The sequence below is a fragment of the Methyloprofundus sedimenti genome, from assembly GCF_002072955.1.
Classification (GTDB): Bacteria; Pseudomonadota; Gammaproteobacteria; order Methylococcales; family Methylomonadaceae; genus Methyloprofundus; species Methyloprofundus sedimenti.
In genome coordinates, this window is record NZ_LPUF01000005.1 from 63,512 (window position 1) to 79,216 (window position 15,705).

The following is a 15,705-nucleotide window of genomic DNA, read 5'->3' on the forward strand; positions in this document are numbered from 1 at the left end:
ATGGCAGATAAAAAATTACGCGTTACAATGACGAAGAGCAGTATCGGTCGCTTAAAAAAACATAAAGCTTGTTTACAAGGTTTGGGTTTAAGACGCATCAATCATACGGTTGAGGTAATTGATACTGTTGAAAATAGAGGCATGATCAATAAAGTCTCTTATATGGTTACAGTAGAGGAAGTCTAATGTATTTAAATACAATAAAGCCTGCCGAAGGTTCAAAAAAAGATCGCAAGAGAGTAGGTCGAGGAATTGGTTCAACACTTGGGAAAACTTGTGGACGTGGGCATAAAGGTCAAAAATCACGTAGTGGTGGATTTCACAAGGTCGGTTTTGAAGGTGGTCAAATGCCTTTACAAAAACGCTTGCCTAAAGTCGGTTTTAGTTCAAGAAAATCCAAATTTACTTCTGAAGTTAGATTAAGTGAAATTGCAAATTTAGCTCAGGAAGTAGTTACACTTGATGATCTAATTAATGCCAATATAGTTCCTGCTTTTACAAAAGTAGCGAAGCTTATCAAATCTGGTGAAATAACATCTGCAGTTACCTTAAAAGGTATCAAAGCAACAGCTGGAGCTAAAGCAAGTGTTGAAGCTGCTGGTGGAAAAGTAGAGGAATAAAAGTGAGTAGATCTAGCGCGCAAATGAAAGAGCAATTAGATAAAACTTCTGAATTGCGATCAAGACTATTTTTCGTTCTTGGCGCTTTTTTTGTTTACCGCGTCGGAGCGCATATTCCAGTACCTGGTATTGACCCTGAGGCATTGGCTTTAATGTTCAAGCAGCAAGAAGGTTCTATCTTCGACATGTTTAACATGTTTTCGGGTGGCGCATTAAAAAGATTAAGTCTTTTTGCTTTAGGGATTATGCCTTATATTTCTGCCTCTATTATTATGCAGTTAATGGCGATTGTTATTCCTGCTTTAGAACAGATCAAAAAAGAAGGAGAATCTGGTCGACGCAAGATATCTCAATATACTCGATATGGTACAGTCGTATTAGCAGCTTTTCAGGCAATCGGTGTTTCAGTCGCATTACAAAATCAAACCGCCGGTGGTTTGCCCGTTGTTATTAATCCTGGTATTCAGTTTATAGTGATTACTGCTATTACTTTAGTTGCGGGGACAATTTTCCTAATGTGGCTTGGTGAGCAAATCACTGAGCGTGGCTTAGGTAATGGAATATCATTGATAATTTTTGCTGGTATTGTTTCCGGTTTACCTTCTGCTATTGGTGGGACACTAGAGTTAGCAAGAACAGGTGAATTAAACAGCGCTTTTATTGTTTTACTCTTTTTATTGAGTATTGCTGTGACAGCCTTGGTTGTGTTTGTTGAGCGTGGTCAAAGAAGAATCGTTATAAACTACCCTAAGCGTCAACAGGGTAAAAGAATGTATGCTGGACAGAGTAGCTTCTTGCCGCTTAAGCTTAATATGGCGGGTGTTATTCCACCAATTTTCGCTTCTAGTATTATTTTATTTCCAGCTACAATTGCAGGTTGGTTTAGTAGTGCAGAAGGCTTCGGCTGGTTGCAGGATATTGCAACATCGATTTCTCCTGGTCAACCGTTATACGTGATGCTATATACAGTAGCGATTGTATTTTTCTGTTTCTTTTATACTGCTCTGGTATTTAATTCAACAGAAACTGCAGATAATTTAAAAAAATCAGGCGCATTTTTGCCTGGAATCAGGCCGGGTGAGCAAACAGCTATCTATATTGATAAGGTCATGACACGTTTAACGTTGATTGGAGCTTTTTATATAACAGCAGTTTGTCTTTTACCTGAGTTTTTAATTGTTTATTGGAACGTACCTTTTTATTTTGGTGGGACATCATTACTAATTATAGTAGTGGTTGTTATGGATTTTGTTTCGCAAATGCAAACACATCTAATGTCTCAACAATATGAAGGTCTGATGAGCAAAGCAAATTTAAAAAGATAATTAATTAATCATAAGGGGTGAGCTGTGAAAGTACGAGCTTCTGTAAAAAAAATATGCCGTAACTGCAAAATTGTTAAAAGAGCTGGAGTAGTTAGGGTAATTTGTAAAGATGGACGTCATAAGCAACGTCAGGGGTAATTTTTTTATTGCTTTATAAGGTACAAGTGCTATAATTGAACGCTTGACTTTAGAGTACCGCATTAGGAGTATCTAGATGGCACGAATTGCCGGAATTAATGTACCAGATCATAAACATGCAGAGATTGGTTTAACTGCAATTTATGGCATTGGTAAACCAACTGCAATTAATATCTGTAAAGAAGTTGGTATAGAACGGACAATTAAAATTAAAGAGTTGGACGAAGAGCAGTTAGAAGCTATTCGTGGAGCTGTCGCAAAAATTGTCGTTGAGGGTGATCTACGACGTGAAGTGTCAATGAACATTAAGCGTTTAATGGATCTTGGTTGTTACCGTGGTATTCGTCATAGACGTGGACTACCATTGCGTGGTCAAAGAACGAGAACAAACGCTCGTACTAGAAAAGGCCCACGTAAACCTATTAGAAAATAAGATAAGTTATAAATATGGCTAGTTCAAATCGCACAAAAAAGAAGATAAAAAAAGAAATTGCTGATGGCATCGCGCATATTCATGCAACTTTCAATAATACTATAGTTACAATTACTGATCGTAAAGGAAACGCCTTATCTTGGGCGACTTCTGGCGGTTCCGGTTTTAGAGGGTCCAGAAAAAGTACCCCTTTTGCTGCTCAGGTTGCTGCAGAAAACGCGGGCAAAGTAGCTCAGGAATACGGCATGAAAAATCTTGATGTCATGATCAAAGGCCCAGGGCCCGGTCGTGAATCTGCAGTAAGATCATTCAATAACCTAGGGTTTAAAATTGGCAGTATCGTTGATGTTACCCCAATTCCTCATAATGGTTGTCGTCCACCGAAAAAGCGTAGGGTATAGTTAGGAGTATAAAATGGCTAGATATGTAGGACCCACTTGTAAATTAAGTCGTCGCGAAGGAACTGATCTGTTTTTAAAAAGCAGAGGGAAATCGCTCGAAGGTAAATGTAAATTAGACCAGCGTCCTGGTCAGCATGGAACTAAACGTGCTCGTGACTCTAACTATGCAACTCAGTTAAGAGCTAAGCAACGTATCAGGCGTATATATGGTATTCTTGAAAAACAATTCAGAAATTACTATAAATCAGCTGATCTACAAAAAGGCGCAACAGGTTTAAACCTATTAAACCTCTTAGAATCTAGACTGGATAATGTTGTTTACAGAATGGGCTTTGCTTGTACTAGAGCTGAAGCAAGACAATTAGTTAGCCACAAGTCTGTTTTAGTTAATGACGCTATAACCAATATACCTTCAGCACAAGTTTCTGTCGGCGATAAAATCTCGATTAGAGAAAAAGCAAAAAAGCAAGTGCGTATAGCTGATTCACTTACAGTTGCTGACCAATATGGATTCCCAGCATGGCTTGAAGTAAATCCAAAGGATTTTTCGGGTTCTTTTAATTCATTACCTGATCGTGCTGATTTAGGTTCTGATATTAATGAGCAGCTGGTTGTTGAATTATATTCTAAATAATATTGTCGGGGTTTTAAATGCATAGTGCTGTTACTGGTTTATTAAAACCTCAACTTGTTGATGTTGTTAATAAATCGACTAATCATTCAAGAATCGTTATTGAACCTCTAGAAAGAGGCTTTGGGCATTCTTTAGGAAATGCATTAAGAAGAGTACTTCTTTCTTCAATTCCTGGTTGTGCTGTCGTTAGCGCTGAGATTGAAAAAGCCGAACATGAGTATTCAGTCATTGAAGGTGTTCAAGAAGATGTTATAGATATCTTACTGAATTTAAAACAATTGGCTGTTATCTTACATTCTGGTAATGAAGTTACTTTAAGCTTGAGCAAAAGTGGTTCGGGGCCTGTTACTGCCGCAGATATCAAAGCATCGCACGATGTTGAAATCATTAATCCTGATTTAGTTATTGCTAATTTAACTGAGGAAGGTGAATTAACGATGAAAATCAATATTCAGCGTGGTCGTGGGTATGAGCCTTCTAATACTCGCACCGAAGGTTTAGGTGTTGGTGTAGTAGGGGCTTTGCAGGTTGATGCCTCTTATAGTCCGGTATCCAAGGTTGCTTATAGTGTTGAAACAACTCGTGTCGAACAACGTACTAATCTGGATAAGTTGATCATTGAGTTAGAAACTAATGGAACAATTGACCCAGAATCAACAATCAAGCTTGCTGCAACAATTTTACATGATCAATTATCTGTTTTTGTTGATTTTGAAAAAGTTAATGAGCAAGTGCCTGAAGAAATTGTTGAGCCGGTTGAGCAGATAGATCCAAATCTTCTGCGTCCAGTTGACGATCTAGAGCTAACGGTTAGATCGGCAAACTGTCTGAAAGCTGAAAATATTTATTATATAGGTGATTTAATTCAGCGTACTGAATTTGAATTATTGAAAACACCAAATTTAGGTAGAAAGTCGTTAACAGAGATTAAAGATGTGTTAGCACTAAAAGGACTTTCTTTAGGAATGCGACTAGAGAACTGGCCGCCTGAAAATTTGCTTGAGCAATCTCAAGCGGTTTTATAACAAAACAAGGTTTATTCGTATGAGACATCGTAAGTCTGGTAGACAATTAAATAGAAACAGTAGTCATAGAAAAGCTATGTTTAGTAATATGACAACGTCTTTATTTGATAAAGAATTAATTAGAACTACTTTGCCTAAGGCAAAGGAATTGCGTTCGATGGCTGAGCCTCTTCTGACATTATCTAAAAATGATTCAGTTGCAAATCGTCGTATGGCATTTGCAAAATTAAGAGATCGGGCAGTGGTTACAAAATTATTCAATGAGCTAGGTCCACGTTATAAAGAACGTCCTGGTGGTTATTTGCGTATTATGAAGTGCGGATTCCGTACTGGCGATAAAGCGCCTATGGCATATGTTGAATTAGTTGACAGACCTGATTTAGAAGAAGCTGAAGTTTAAGTATTCTTTTATTCTAGTTAAAAAACCAGCTTAGGCTGGTTTTTTTATGCCTATTGAAAAAGTATTAGGACAGTCTATGAATAACTTCGGTGAGATAGACGTATTTATTAGTTCATTATATATAATATAGGTCGAAGATCTGAGATGCAGGTCAAGCAGAGTATCTGTTCGATCAAAGTGGTAAGTTTTTTTATCAATATAGTGCATACTCGTTGTGACAAAATTTTGTCATGAAAATATTGAACAGCTTTGTTTCGCTGACGGCATAATTTACAGGCTCATGTCATTCTAGATGAATTTATAGCAATCCATTGCTCCATAAATCCAGTTAAGTCGAAAAAACTAATGCTGGTTTTTAGCCTCTAATTCAGCAATTACTGTGTCTAATGAGCCAGAATCTCTAATCATTTGGTTAAATGTTTCCCGATTACTGATCACTAAACTTATTCCTTCTACTTTCAGATCATAAATTTTCCATTCACCGTTACGTAATACCATCGAATAATCAATTTTTGCATCAGCTTTTCCTGGTTGCGAAACAATTGTTTTGACGGTAATGTTTGTATCAGTATCTTTTAGGGTTAAAGGTAAATATTGTACTGTCCAGTTATCAAATTGCTCGGTAAAGGTCGCAGAATAGGTGTTAACCAGTAAACTTTTAAATGCGGCAATAAATTGTTTTTTCTGTTCTGTGCTCGCCTTCCGCCAGTGTTTACCTAATACCAATGCTGACATGCGTACGGAATCAACTTTTGGAAAAATGGCTGCATCAACAAAGGCCCGCACTTCAGTTTTATTGTTTATGAAACCAGGTTCTTTCATTTTATCCAATAAAGCTTCAGAAGTGCTTTCAATGACTTGTTGCGGAGGTAGCAATTTTTCAATTGCAGCTGATGCATTAGTGCATATTATTAAGATTAATCCTAAAAAAAAATAACGCGATATAAATTGTGTGCTCATAGTAGCTAGAGTTTTAGTAAAGGTTGTGTTTTCTGTACAATGTATGTTCAGAGCTAATTATATAAGTGATTTTAAAATTTTATAAATAAACGGTATGAATAATAGCATTAATTTTCCAGCAACACGTATGCGTCGTATGCGTTTTCATGATTTTTCCAGACGTCTGATGGCAGAAAACCAGCTTTCATGCAATGATTTGATTTACCCTTTGTTTGTCATTGAAGGTGAAAATACAAAAGAATCTGTCGCCTCTATGCCGGGGGTAGGGCGTTTTTCCATTGATCTGTTAGTTCAAGAGGCTAAAGAGTGTTATGCATTGGGCATTCCCATGATAGCTTTATTTCCGGTGACACCTGCTAGTGTAAAATCAGATGATGCGGCTGAAGCATTTAACCCTGATGGATTGGCGCAACGTGCTGTACGTGCTATAAAAGCCGCTTGTCCAGATCTAGGAGTAATGACCGATATTGCTTTAGATCCGTTTACTTCGCATGGTCAAGATGGATTGATTAATGCACAAGGCTATGTAATGAATGATGAGACCGTGGCAGTTCTGGTTAAGCAGGCACTATCACATGCACAGGCGGGTGCCGATGTGGTTGCGCCCTCGGATATGATGGATGGCCGGATTGGTATGATTCGCGAAGCACTGGAATCGGCTGCTTTTATTAATACGCAGATATTGGCGTATTCAGCCAAATACGCCTCTAGTTTTTATGGTCCTTTCAGAGATGCAGTCGGTTCTGCCGGCAATTTAGGCAAAGGGAACAAGTTCAGTTATCAGATGGATCCGGCTAATTCGGATGAGGCTTTACGCGAAGTGCAGCTAGATTTACAGGAAGGCGCAGATATCGTTATGGTTAAGCCTGGTATGCCGTATTTAGATATTATTCGCCGAGTCAAAGATGAGTTTGGTGTCCCTGTTTTTGCCTATCAGGTTAGTGGAGAATATGCCATGCTTAAAGCGGCCAGCCTAAATGGCTGGTTAGATGAAAAACAGGTGGTTTTAGAATCTTTGTTGTCCTTTAAACGTGCTGGGAGTGATGCGATTTTGACTTATTATGCCAAGTCAGTTGCACAGTGGTTGAAAGAACAACGGGCATGAGTCAAATAGATAGATATGCGGTTTTTGGCTCGCCCATAAAGCATAGTAAATCGCCGCGCATTCATAAGTTATTTGCCGAACAGACTCAGCAAGTCATGGAATATGGTACAGAGTTAGTAGCTGCAGAGCAGTTTGCCACAGCAGTTAAGGAATTTTTTGCTAATGGGGGTCGAGGGTTAAACTGTACTGTTCCCTTAAAAGAACTGGCCTGGGCTTATGCTGACTTAAGAACTGAACGGGCTGAATTGGCTAAAGCGGTTAATACACTGGCTTTGCAAGATGATGGACGTATTCTAGGGGACAATACTGATGGTATTGGATTAGTGATTGATTTACAAAACAATCATGGGATAGTTTTAAGACAAAAACAGGTTCTTATTCTGGGTGCTGGAGGAGCAAGTCGTGGAATTATCCTACCTATTATGGAACAAGCGCCGCAATCAATTACTATTGCTAACCGTACTGTCGCAAAGGCTTTGACCCTGGCTGGTGATTTTAGCCATAAATTGAAAATAAACGCTTGTGGCTACGGAGATTTAAAAGGCCACTCGTTTGATTTGATTTTAAATGCTACTTCAGCCAGTCTGAGTGATGAATTACCACCTTTAAGCCCTGGGTTATTGGCAGAGCGTGGGAGCTGTTATGATTTAGCCTATGCGAACAAAGCAACTGCTTTTGTAAGTTGGGCGCGTGAGCAACAAGCCAGCAAGAGTCTTGATGGCTTAGGGATGCTGGTTGAGCAAGCTGCAGAAGCATTTTACCTCTGGCGCGGAATACGTCCTGCTACCGCTCCGGTTATTGAAATGCTGGAAGCTGAACGAAGTATGTGATTTACTGAAGTAAAAAAGGCTTCAGTTTTTTCTGGTCCGACTATAGCTAAACTATTACTATCAAGTTTTGATGTGAATAATTACCAAGAGTGTTCATGTGACCGAGTTTTTTAATACTGGCCTGAGTCAGCAGCAGTTTTTACAGCAATATTGGCAGAAAAGACCATTATTGATTCGTCAGGCATTCCCTGAATTTGAGTCACCACTATCAGCTGAAGAATTAGCTGGTCTGGCTTGTGAGCCTGAGATTGAATCTCGATTGATTGAAGAATACGGGCAAGATGGATGTAACTGGCAAGTTACCCCTGGTCCGTTGTCAGAAAGTGACTTTTCTCGCCTGCCTGAAACGCACTGGACAATGCTGGTGCAAGATGTTGATAAGCATTTGCCAGGGTTACAGGCTTTACTCGATCCGTTTAGCTTTATACCTGAATGGCGGCGTGATGATCTGATGATTAGTTATGCACCTAAGTACGGTAGTGTCGGGCCGCATACTGATGCTTACGATGTATTTCTCCTGCAGGCAATGGGTACTCGACGCTGGCAACTTGGCAACCGACCCATGCATGAGGCTAAATTAATCGATGGATTAGAGTTACAAATTCTGTCTGACTTTACTCCAGATCAAGTATGGGATCTGCAGCCAGGAGATATGTTATATCTGCCGCCGCATTTTGCGCATCACGGTGTTGCTCTTAACGAGTGCATGACCTTTTCTTTTGGTTTTCGTGCCCCTAGTACTATTGATGTGCTGGATGCGTTAGTCAATGCTTTGCTGGAGCAAGGGCGGGACGTAAGCCGGTATCAGGACCCAGACCTAATATTGAGTCAATATGGTGCTGAAATTGATATGCATGCTGTAGCAAGAGCAAAGCAAATGTTGCATCAGGCAATAGATCAGGCAGGGCCGGCTCTGGCAACTGCACTCGGTAAGGTTGTTAGCGATACCAAGCCTGCTTTGTCAGCTTTAGCCGCTGAGGCGAGTACAGATTTACCCAGCATTAATGAGCTGAATGCTTGTTTCGAGCGGAAACAACATTTACAAAGAAACTTATATCATCGGTTTGCATGGACTGCCAACGATATGGGCGGACAGTTATTTATGGCGGGTGAAAGCTATCCTGTCGGTTTAAACGGGGTGAGTAATTTGCCAATATTAAGCGAAAAAAATACTTTAAATATCTCTGATTGGCACTGCCTTCTGAATGATAAGGATTCAGTTAATGTATTGTGTCATTTGGTTGCGGATGGTGGCTGGTTCTGGCAGGTAGATTGATTAATTAGTTTTTTTAGTTTATTATTCGATCATGAAAATATTTATCCGTCGTTTTATTGTGTTGTTGCTGTTGTTACTACAAGGCATTACGCCTTTAGTGCATGCGCACGTGCAGATGATGGACAGTGTTGAAGATGGTCTCCATATTCATCACGCTGATTCACTAGTAAATCAAGCGAACCCATTTTCATCATTGGAAGTCTGTCGACATTCAAGTCCTATTATCGATATGCATGCGGCTATTCAGCAGAAGAGATTGCTGGAAGGCGAGCTTGTAGCTATTAGTTTTAGTGACTATCGGCATGATTTTGTTTTATCGCTACGTGCAAAAATACGCATAGGTTTTTCGCCTCCGTCTATTGTTGCTATCAAGTCTTCCATAAACTTATCTGTTATTGCGCCCCGCGCGCCTCCTATTTCTTAGTTCTTCCTATCCAGGTGTCTTACACCTAAATTGCTAATAACACGGATTTTACCTATTCATGTGTTAGCTTACGTCACAAAATACTCTGAGTTATCACAATACATATCTCTGATATTTATATGTTGGCGATTAACGTATCTCATTGTTTAGTTTTGCCCGCAAAGAGTGCGCTTATTTTCTTTTTTAATAGGAACAAAAATGCCCATTAAACTCTTTATATATGTGCTGCTATGGAGCTGGGTCTGTTTTCTCTCAGTAAGCAACGCAGAAGAGACACCTATTGTCGATCATGTAGATTTAATAACCATTGATCCACAATTAAGTTTGTCTGATTTAGTCAATCAAACCTTAGAAAAATATCCCGATTATGCCCTGATTGCAGCTATGAACCAAGAGAGTGATGCTTTACAAGAGCGTGGCAATAGCTGGATTTCCGGAGCGCCACAATTACAAACTTATTATAAGGACGACTTTGCCGGTACCAATACAGGGGCTTATGAGTTTGATGGCACTATTCAAGTGCCAGTCTGGAACTGGGGACAGCGTGATGCAGGCTTACAGTTAGCGGAACAGGCAGGTCAAAGTGCGGCGCAACAAATGAAAGTGATTAAATTAAACGTAGCTGGTTTGGTGCGTGAAGTTTTATGGCTATTAAAGTTAGAAGATTTGCGCTATGAGCTGGCTAAAAAAGAGTTTTCTTTAGCTGAGCGCTTAATGAAAACAGTGCAACGCCGCGTAGATTTAGGTGACATACCTCGCTCTGATTTTTTGTTGGCACAAAGTGAATTCTTACAGAAAAAAGTCGATTTGATTCATCAGGAAGCTGCGGTTATGCATGCCCGGAAACGTTATTATTTTTTAACTCAGACACATAAAATGCCTGAGCAGATTAATGAAGTGCAAAGTACCAAGACGACTATTAATGAAGCACACCCAGCGCTTGCAGCTATTAATGCCACAATTGCCCGGAAAAAGGCTCAAGTGGAATGGGTTAAAACACAGGGTTCAGGACAAACTACTGTTGCTATTGGCGGTGTTTCCGAGAGAGGTTCGCGAAATGATAGCTCAATTAACAGTATTGCTTTTTATGTCAACGTACCTTTTGGTGGCAGTGCTTTTTTAGCTCCACAAATTGCCGCAGCTAACCGTGAATATGTGGCTGCAGAAACAGAAAAAATGCATACCTCTCGGGCATTATTGGCACAATTACATGAAGCAGAGCATGAGTTGGAAGTGGAGTTAGCGCAATTCGAAATTACTCAGCAAATGCAAACTAATGCAAAAGAGCATTTAAAAATGGCAGATATCAGTTTTGTTGCGGGTGAGATAAATTTAACGGATTTTTTAAGAGTTCAATCACAAGCACAAAGGGCAATCAAAGACGCACAAGAAAGTGGCATACGTTTACAGCGTGATATTGCCTTTTATAACCAAGTAGTAGGAGTTATGCCATGAGAGCATTCATAGTTCTAGTTATCTATTTTTTTAGTACATCATTATTCGCCACACAACAAATTAAAATATCAGAGGCACAGATTGATAATTTAGGCATCAAGCTAGGGAAATTACAGTCGATTAAATTAGTACCTTTATTAGATGCTCCGGCAAAAGTTTCTATTTTACCGGCTAATGAATATTTAGTTAGTATCTCTTATGCTGGCTTAGTAAGCAAAATAAACGTCAGTGTTGGTGATGAAGTAGTCGAAGGGCAAGTGTTAGCATCTATAAAAAGTGCTGAATTATTGACTTTGCAGCAGCATTATTTAAGTTCGATTAATGATTTGCAAGTAGCAAAAGCCGATTTTCTTCGCGATCAACAACTTTATAAAGAGGGCGTGATTGCAGAACGCCGCTGGTTTCAAACTAAAGCTAGTTACAATGTTTTTGTAGCGCATTTTAATGAAACTCGTCAGTTATTAGAGATTTCAGGTGTTTCTGAAAAGGATATTCACGCATTGGAAAAGACGCGTAAGTTGAGCAGTCAATTAAACGTCGTTGCGCCTATTTCAGGGGTAATATTAGAGCGTAATATTACAGCGGGTGAACGCATTGACGCCTTAGCTCTTTTGTTTCGAGTAGTAAATCTTGATACCCTTTGGCTGGATATTAGTGTACCTCAACAGCATATTAATCAAGTGCATATCGGTGATCAAGTCATTATTGAAGGACTGGGGGCAACTGCGCGTATTTTTTTAATAGGGAAGAATGTAGACGTGCAGAATCAAACTGTATTAGTCAGAGCTAAAGTTACTGATACACAAGGAAATGTTCGCCTGGGGCAAACGGTCAATGTCAAAATCAGTCAAAACAGTGCTCAAACTCTATTTAAAGTGCCTAATGCTGCTCTAGCGCAATCGTCAGGTGTAACTTATTTATTTATTCGTACTAAGAATGGTTTTGCTGCACAGCCAGTTCAAGTGGTCGGAAGGGAGGAGAGTGAAAGTATTATTAGTGGTGACTTATTAAATGCTAATATTGAAATTGCAAGTAAAGGTGCTGTGGCATTAAAAGCCACAATGCTTGGTTTGGGCGGTGATGAATAATGGCGGCTTTAATTCGTTTTGCCTTAACCCAACGATTGTTAATGATGCTGGTCACTTTGTTGTTAATGGGTGGCGGTTATTCAGCATTTAAACAAATGCCGATTGACGCTTTTCCGGATGTTTCACCGACACAGGTAAAAATTATTGTCAAAATGGCGGGGATGCCGCCGGAAGAAGTGGAAGCACGAATTACTGCGCCGATTGAGGTGGAGTTGTTGGGTATTCCGCATCAAACTATGTTGCGTTCGATTGCTAAATATTCATTAACTGATATTACCATTGACTTTGAAGAGGGTACGGATATTTACTGGGCGCGGCAGCAAATCGCCGAACGTTTAAGTACTGCATGGGCTAACTTGCCCGCAGGTGCTGAAGGCGGTATTGCTCCAATGACGACACCTCTGGGTGAAATGTTTATGTTCACTATTGAGGGAGGTGATTTAAGTTTAATGGAGCGGCGCGACTTATTAGACTGGGTGATTCGACCGGCGTTGCGCACCGTTAGCGGTGTGGCTGATGTGAATGCTTTAGGTGGTTTGGCGCGATCTTTTGCGGTCGTGCCTGATAATGCTTTAATGAGTGCTCGTAATGTTAGTACTGAGCAATTAGTCAACGCCTTGCTACGCAATAATCGAAATGATGGAGCCGGGCGTCTTAATGAGGGTGAAGAAGCCTTGTTAGTACGTGCAGAGGGGCGCATTAAAACCTTGGCCGATGTTGCGTCTATTGTTGTGGGTAATAATAATGGCGTACCTATTTTAATCAGTGATGTTGCGCGCGTTGAGATTGCTGCTTTAACGCGTTATGGCGCAGTAAGTCGTAATGGTGCCGGTGAAGTAGTTGAAGGTTTAGTGCTCAGTTTGCGCGGTGCGAATGCAGGGCAGACGGTGACTAATGTACAAACCAAATTAGAAGAATTAAGTGCTGGTTTGCCAGCAGGTGTGCGTCTTGAAGTATTTTATGATCGCGGACGTTTAGTTAATGCAGCCTTATCTTCAGTAAATCAAGCGCTATTGGAAGCTATTGCTTTTGTAGTGGTTTTGTTGGTTTTATTTTTAGGCAATTTACGTGCCTCATTAGTAGTCGCTTTGATTTTGCCATTAGCAGCGTTGTTTACCTTTATTATGATGCGTGTCACGGGGATGTCCGCTAACTTAATGAGTTTGGGTGGTTTAACCATTGCTATTGGTATGTTAGTGGATGCAGCAGTAGTGGTTGTGGAAAATGTCTTAACGCAATTTTCGCAAGGTCAAAAATCACAGCGGTTGCCTCGTTTACATATAATTTACCGTGCCACGCGTGAGGTTGCAGCGCCCGTCGTTTCGGGAACTTTGATTATTATTATTGTTTTTTTACCGTTACTTGCCTTACAAGGTTTAGAGGGTAAATTATTTGCGCCAGTAGCCTTAACCATTGTTTTTGCTTTAGCGGGTGCATTAATTTTATCATTAACCGTGATTCCCGTTTTTGCTTCTTATTTATTAAAAATGGGCGCGATTGAAGAGCCTTGGTTAGCGCGAAAAATGCATCACTTATATATGCCAACCTTGCATTGGAGTATTGCTAATCGCAAAAAAGTATTTATTGGTGCTGCGGTAATGCTTATTGTTACGGTTGGTGTGTTTATGCAGATTGGTAGTACATTTATGCCGACCATGGATGAGGGGGATATAGTTTTACAGTTAGAAAAACTACCTTCCATTACCTTGGAGGATTCGGTTGCTTTAGATATACAGGTACAGAAAAATATCATGAAAAATGTGCCTGAAGTGAAAAATATTATTTCACGCGTAGGTTCGGATGAAATTGGTTTAGATCCTATGGGCTTAAATGAAACCGATACTTTTTTAGAATTGCAGCCTAAAGAAACCTGGCGTATGCAAACTAAAGAAGCATTAATTGAAGAAATACGTAAAGTGATGGCAGGTACGCCGGGCGTGGCTTATGGATTTACTCAGCCGATTGAAATGCGTGTTTCCGAAATGTTAACGGGGTCACGTGGTGATGTGGCGGTGAAATTATTTGGCACCGATTTAGATTTGCTCAATCATAAAGCTGAAGAAATTGCTGCGGTATTAAAATCGATTCAAGGCTCGGTGGATGTCTTCACCAGCCAAAATGAAGGTATGCAATATTTACAGTTAAGCATTAATCGTTTAGCCGCAGGGCGTTTAGGTTTGGATGTCGAACAAATCGAGCAGGTTTTACGTGCTCAGGTTGAAGGCTTAAGATTGGGTATCGTGCAAGAAGGTGTGCGTAGAACACCGTTAATTTTACGTGGTGAAAGTTACAGTGCTAACTTTGAAAGTTTATTGATTGCTTTGCCTAATGGTAGGCAAGTACCGTTATCAAGCGTTGCTAAGCTGGAAAAAGTGGATGGTATGGTATCGATTAAGCGTGAGCAAAGTCAGCGTTTTGTAGTCGTGCGCAGTAATGTCGAAGGGCGTGATTTAGTTGGTTTTGTCGATGAAGCAAAGCAAGCTGTACAAACTAAAGTGGAATTACCAACAGGCTATTTAGTGCAATGGGGTGGGCAATTTGAAAATCAACAGAGAGCCGCTGCGCGTTTAGCCATTGTGGTTCCGGTGTCTTTGTTATTGATTTTCTTATTATTATTTACCACCTTTGGCTCGGTACGACAGGCGACTTTGGTCTTTTCTAATATTCCTTTAGCGATGATTGGCGGTGTTTTTGCCTTGTGGATTTCCGGAGAATATATGTCTGTGCCTGCTTCTATTGGTTTTATTGCCTTACTGGGGATTGCTGTACCCAATAGTGTGGTGTTGTTGAGTTATTTTAATCAATTGCGCGCTACGGGTATGGCGTTGTCAGAAGTGATAGTGGTTGGCTCTGCGCGCCGCTTGCGCCCAGTGTTGATGACGGCGAGTTTAACCGCGTTTGGTTTAATTCCGATGTTATTTGCTACAGGCCCAGGTTCTGAAATTCAACGCCCGTTAGCGATTGTGGTGATTGGTGGTTTAGTGTCATCGACCTTTTTAACGCTAATTTTATTACCTATTTTGTATGAAATGTTCGGTGAAGCGAAACAGGAGCAAGTATGAGCGGTCAAGAATATTTAGTTACCATTAATGTACCGCCTCTATTGGAAGAGGCGGTAGTCGATTGTTTGTTAGCGATAGAATCTGCCGATGGCTTTAGTAGTTTAACAGTCAATGCGCATGTGAGTGATCATGAGCATTTGTCTTTAGCTGAGCAAGTCGCAGGGAGGCAAACGCAAATTCGTTTTCAAATGTATATACCTGAACGGCAGTTGAGCGGCTTGATTGATGTTTTAAAGCGTGATTTTTCTGGTTCAGGGATACATTATTGGGTAATGCCTGTATTGGAAAGTGATTATATATAAGCCAGCCTTGATGTTATATTACTTTGCTTGAAGTGCCTTAGAAATTGAACTGAGTAAGTGTAACTATGTTAGTATAGTAAAATGACTATATTACTGTTATTGATATGCGCCTTAAGCGGAATGTTAGCCAGCAAATACTTTGATATGAGAAGAGTTGGCTACATTCGCCTTGCAAGATCAAAGAGTATTTTGATAAAAAGTAATAGGTTTATTGTGATAATTAAGGA

The 15,705-nt window shown here is 40.1% G+C and carries 18 protein-coding genes; 17 read left to right on the plus strand and 1 reads right to left on the minus strand.

Annotation, left to right across the window (positions count from 1 at the left end; all coding sequences use genetic code 11):
- The 9 genes from rpmD to rplQ all read left to right on the plus strand — a co-directional run bounded on the left by rpmD (position 1) and on the right by rplQ (position 4,976).
- Complete coding sequence (gene rpmD, locus AU255_RS19050; protein WP_080524469.1) at positions 1 to 186, plus strand: 50S ribosomal protein L30; 186 nt, start codon at positions 1 to 3, stop codon at positions 184 to 186.
- Complete coding sequence (gene rplO, locus AU255_RS19055) at positions 186 to 620, plus strand: 50S ribosomal protein L15 (protein WP_080524470.1); 435 nt, start codon at positions 186 to 188, stop codon at positions 618 to 620. Before rpmD ends, rplO begins: the two co-directional genes overlap by 1 nt.
- A 23-nt stretch (positions 621 to 643) precedes the next feature.
- Positions 644 to 1,945: a preprotein translocase subunit SecY gene (secY, locus tag AU255_RS19060; protein ID WP_080524471.1), complete on the plus strand. Its 1,302-nt coding sequence runs from the start codon at positions 644 to 646 to the stop codon at positions 1,943 to 1,945.
- 24 nt (positions 1,946 to 1,969) lie between these two features.
- Positions 1,970 to 2,083 carry a 50S ribosomal protein L36 gene (rpmJ, locus tag AU255_RS19065; protein WP_080524472.1) on the plus strand — a complete coding sequence of 38 codons (114 nt, stop codon included), beginning with the start codon at positions 1,970 to 1,972 and terminating at the stop codon, positions 2,081 to 2,083.
- 76 nt (positions 2,084 to 2,159) lie between these two features.
- Entirely contained in the window at positions 2,160 to 2,516 is a 357-nt protein-coding gene (rpsM, locus tag AU255_RS19070) for a 30S ribosomal protein S13 (RefSeq protein WP_080524473.1), read from the plus strand.
- A gap of 14 nt (positions 2,517 to 2,530) precedes the next feature.
- Positions 2,531 to 2,917 (plus strand): 30S ribosomal protein S11, encoded by a 387-nt coding sequence (rpsK, locus tag AU255_RS19075; protein WP_080524474.1) that lies wholly within the window; start codon positions 2,531 to 2,533, stop codon positions 2,915 to 2,917.
- A 13-nt stretch (positions 2,918 to 2,930) separates the two neighbouring features.
- Complete coding sequence (rpsD, locus tag AU255_RS19080; protein WP_080524475.1) at positions 2,931 to 3,551, plus strand: 30S ribosomal protein S4; 621 nt, start codon at positions 2,931 to 2,933, stop codon at positions 3,549 to 3,551.
- Positions 3,552 to 3,568: 17 nt separating this feature from the next.
- Complete coding sequence (locus AU255_RS19085) at positions 3,569 to 4,576, plus strand: DNA-directed RNA polymerase subunit alpha (RefSeq protein ID WP_080524476.1); 1,008 nt, start codon at positions 3,569 to 3,571, stop codon at positions 4,574 to 4,576.
- A 19-nt stretch (positions 4,577 to 4,595) separates the two neighbouring features.
- On the plus strand, positions 4,596 to 4,976 hold the full coding sequence (rplQ, locus tag AU255_RS19090) for a 50S ribosomal protein L17 (RefSeq protein ID WP_080524477.1): 381 nt from the start codon (positions 4,596 to 4,598) through the stop codon (positions 4,974 to 4,976).
- A 342-nt stretch (positions 4,977 to 5,318) separates the two neighbouring features.
- On the opposite strand, the gene AU255_RS19095 is transcribed toward rplQ, so the two are convergent.
- Positions 5,319 to 5,936 (minus strand): MlaC/ttg2D family ABC transporter substrate-binding protein, encoded by a 618-nt coding sequence (locus tag AU255_RS19095; RefSeq protein WP_080524478.1) that lies wholly within the window; start codon positions 5,934 to 5,936, stop codon positions 5,319 to 5,321.
- A gap of 94 nt (positions 5,937 to 6,030) precedes the next feature.
- Here AU255_RS19095 and hemB point away from each other — a divergent pair, with 94 nt between their 5' ends.
- The 8 genes from hemB (at position 6,031) to AU255_RS19135 (ending at position 15,478) form a co-directional block, all read left to right on the plus strand.
- Entirely contained in the window at positions 6,031 to 7,041 is a 1,011-nt protein-coding gene (gene hemB, locus AU255_RS19100; protein WP_080524479.1) for a porphobilinogen synthase, read from the plus strand.
- Complete coding sequence (gene aroE, locus AU255_RS19105) at positions 7,038 to 7,871, plus strand: shikimate dehydrogenase (protein ID WP_080524480.1); 834 nt, start codon at positions 7,038 to 7,040, stop codon at positions 7,869 to 7,871. The genes hemB and aroE overlap by 4 nt, the downstream gene beginning before the upstream one ends.
- Positions 7,872 to 7,968: 97 nt before the next feature.
- The gene (locus tag AU255_RS19110) at positions 7,969 to 9,147 is read left to right on the plus strand and encodes a cupin domain-containing protein (RefSeq protein ID WP_080524481.1); all 1,179 of its coding nucleotides are present in this window, start codon (positions 7,969 to 7,971) and stop codon (positions 9,145 to 9,147) included.
- A 31-nt stretch (positions 9,148 to 9,178) separates the two neighbouring features.
- Positions 9,179 to 9,571, plus strand: a complete 393-nt coding sequence (locus AU255_RS19115) for a hypothetical protein (RefSeq protein ID WP_080524482.1) — start codon at positions 9,179 to 9,181, stop codon at positions 9,569 to 9,571.
- Between the two features lie 198 nt (positions 9,572 to 9,769).
- The gene (locus tag AU255_RS19120) at positions 9,770 to 11,026 is read left to right on the plus strand and encodes a TolC family protein (RefSeq protein ID WP_080524483.1); all 1,257 of its coding nucleotides are present in this window, start codon (positions 9,770 to 9,772) and stop codon (positions 11,024 to 11,026) included.
- On the plus strand, positions 11,023 to 12,114 hold the full coding sequence (locus tag AU255_RS19125; RefSeq protein WP_080524484.1) for an efflux RND transporter periplasmic adaptor subunit: 1,092 nt from the start codon (positions 11,023 to 11,025) through the stop codon (positions 12,112 to 12,114). Before AU255_RS19120 ends, AU255_RS19125 begins: the two co-directional genes overlap by 4 nt.
- Entirely contained in the window at positions 12,114 to 15,176 is a 3,063-nt protein-coding gene (locus tag AU255_RS19130; protein ID WP_080524485.1) for an efflux RND transporter permease subunit, read from the plus strand. Before AU255_RS19125 ends, AU255_RS19130 begins: the two co-directional genes overlap by 1 nt.
- The gene (locus tag AU255_RS19135; protein WP_080524486.1) at positions 15,173 to 15,478 is read left to right on the plus strand and encodes a DUF3240 family protein; all 306 of its coding nucleotides are present in this window, start codon (positions 15,173 to 15,175) and stop codon (positions 15,476 to 15,478) included. The genes AU255_RS19130 and AU255_RS19135 overlap by 4 nt, the downstream gene beginning before the upstream one ends.
- Positions 15,479 to 15,705 lie beyond the last annotated feature (227 nt).

Coding starts and splice junctions, on each gene's coding strand:
- AU255_RS19135 (WP_080524486.1), top strand. CDS start 15,173: ATGAGCGGTCAAGAATATTTAGTTACCATTAATGTACCGCCTCTATTG.
- aroE (WP_080524480.1), top strand. CDS start 7,038: ATGAGTCAAATAGATAGATATGCGGTTTTTGGCTCGCCCATAAAGCAT.
- AU255_RS19120 (WP_080524483.1), top strand. CDS start 9,770: ATGCCCATTAAACTCTTTATATATGTGCTGCTATGGAGCTGGGTCTGT.
- rplO (WP_080524470.1), top strand. CDS start 186: ATGTATTTAAATACAATAAAGCCTGCCGAAGGTTCAAAAAAAGATCGC.
- AU255_RS19085 (WP_080524476.1), top strand. CDS start 3,569: ATGCATAGTGCTGTTACTGGTTTATTAAAACCTCAACTTGTTGATGTT.
- AU255_RS19115 (WP_080524482.1), top strand. CDS start 9,179: ATGAAAATATTTATCCGTCGTTTTATTGTGTTGTTGCTGTTGTTACTA.
- rpsK (WP_080524474.1), top strand. CDS start 2,531: ATGGCTAGTTCAAATCGCACAAAAAAGAAGATAAAAAAAGAAATTGCT.
- rpmD (WP_080524469.1), top strand. CDS start 1: ATGGCAGATAAAAAATTACGCGTTACAATGACGAAGAGCAGTATCGGT.
- AU255_RS19130 (WP_080524485.1), top strand. CDS start 12,114: ATGGCGGCTTTAATTCGTTTTGCCTTAACCCAACGATTGTTAATGATG.
- secY (WP_080524471.1), top strand. CDS start 644: ATGAAAGAGCAATTAGATAAAACTTCTGAATTGCGATCAAGACTATTT.
- AU255_RS19125 (WP_080524484.1), top strand. CDS start 11,023: ATGAGAGCATTCATAGTTCTAGTTATCTATTTTTTTAGTACATCATTA.
- rpsD (WP_080524475.1), top strand. CDS start 2,931: ATGGCTAGATATGTAGGACCCACTTGTAAATTAAGTCGTCGCGAAGGA.
- hemB (WP_080524479.1), top strand. CDS start 6,031: ATGAATAATAGCATTAATTTTCCAGCAACACGTATGCGTCGTATGCGT.
- rpsM (WP_080524473.1), top strand. CDS start 2,160: ATGGCACGAATTGCCGGAATTAATGTACCAGATCATAAACATGCAGAG.
- rplQ (WP_080524477.1), top strand. CDS start 4,596: ATGAGACATCGTAAGTCTGGTAGACAATTAAATAGAAACAGTAGTCAT.
- AU255_RS19095 (WP_080524478.1), bottom strand. CDS start 5,936: ATGAGCACACAATTTATATCGCGTTATTTTTTTTTAGGATTAATCTTA.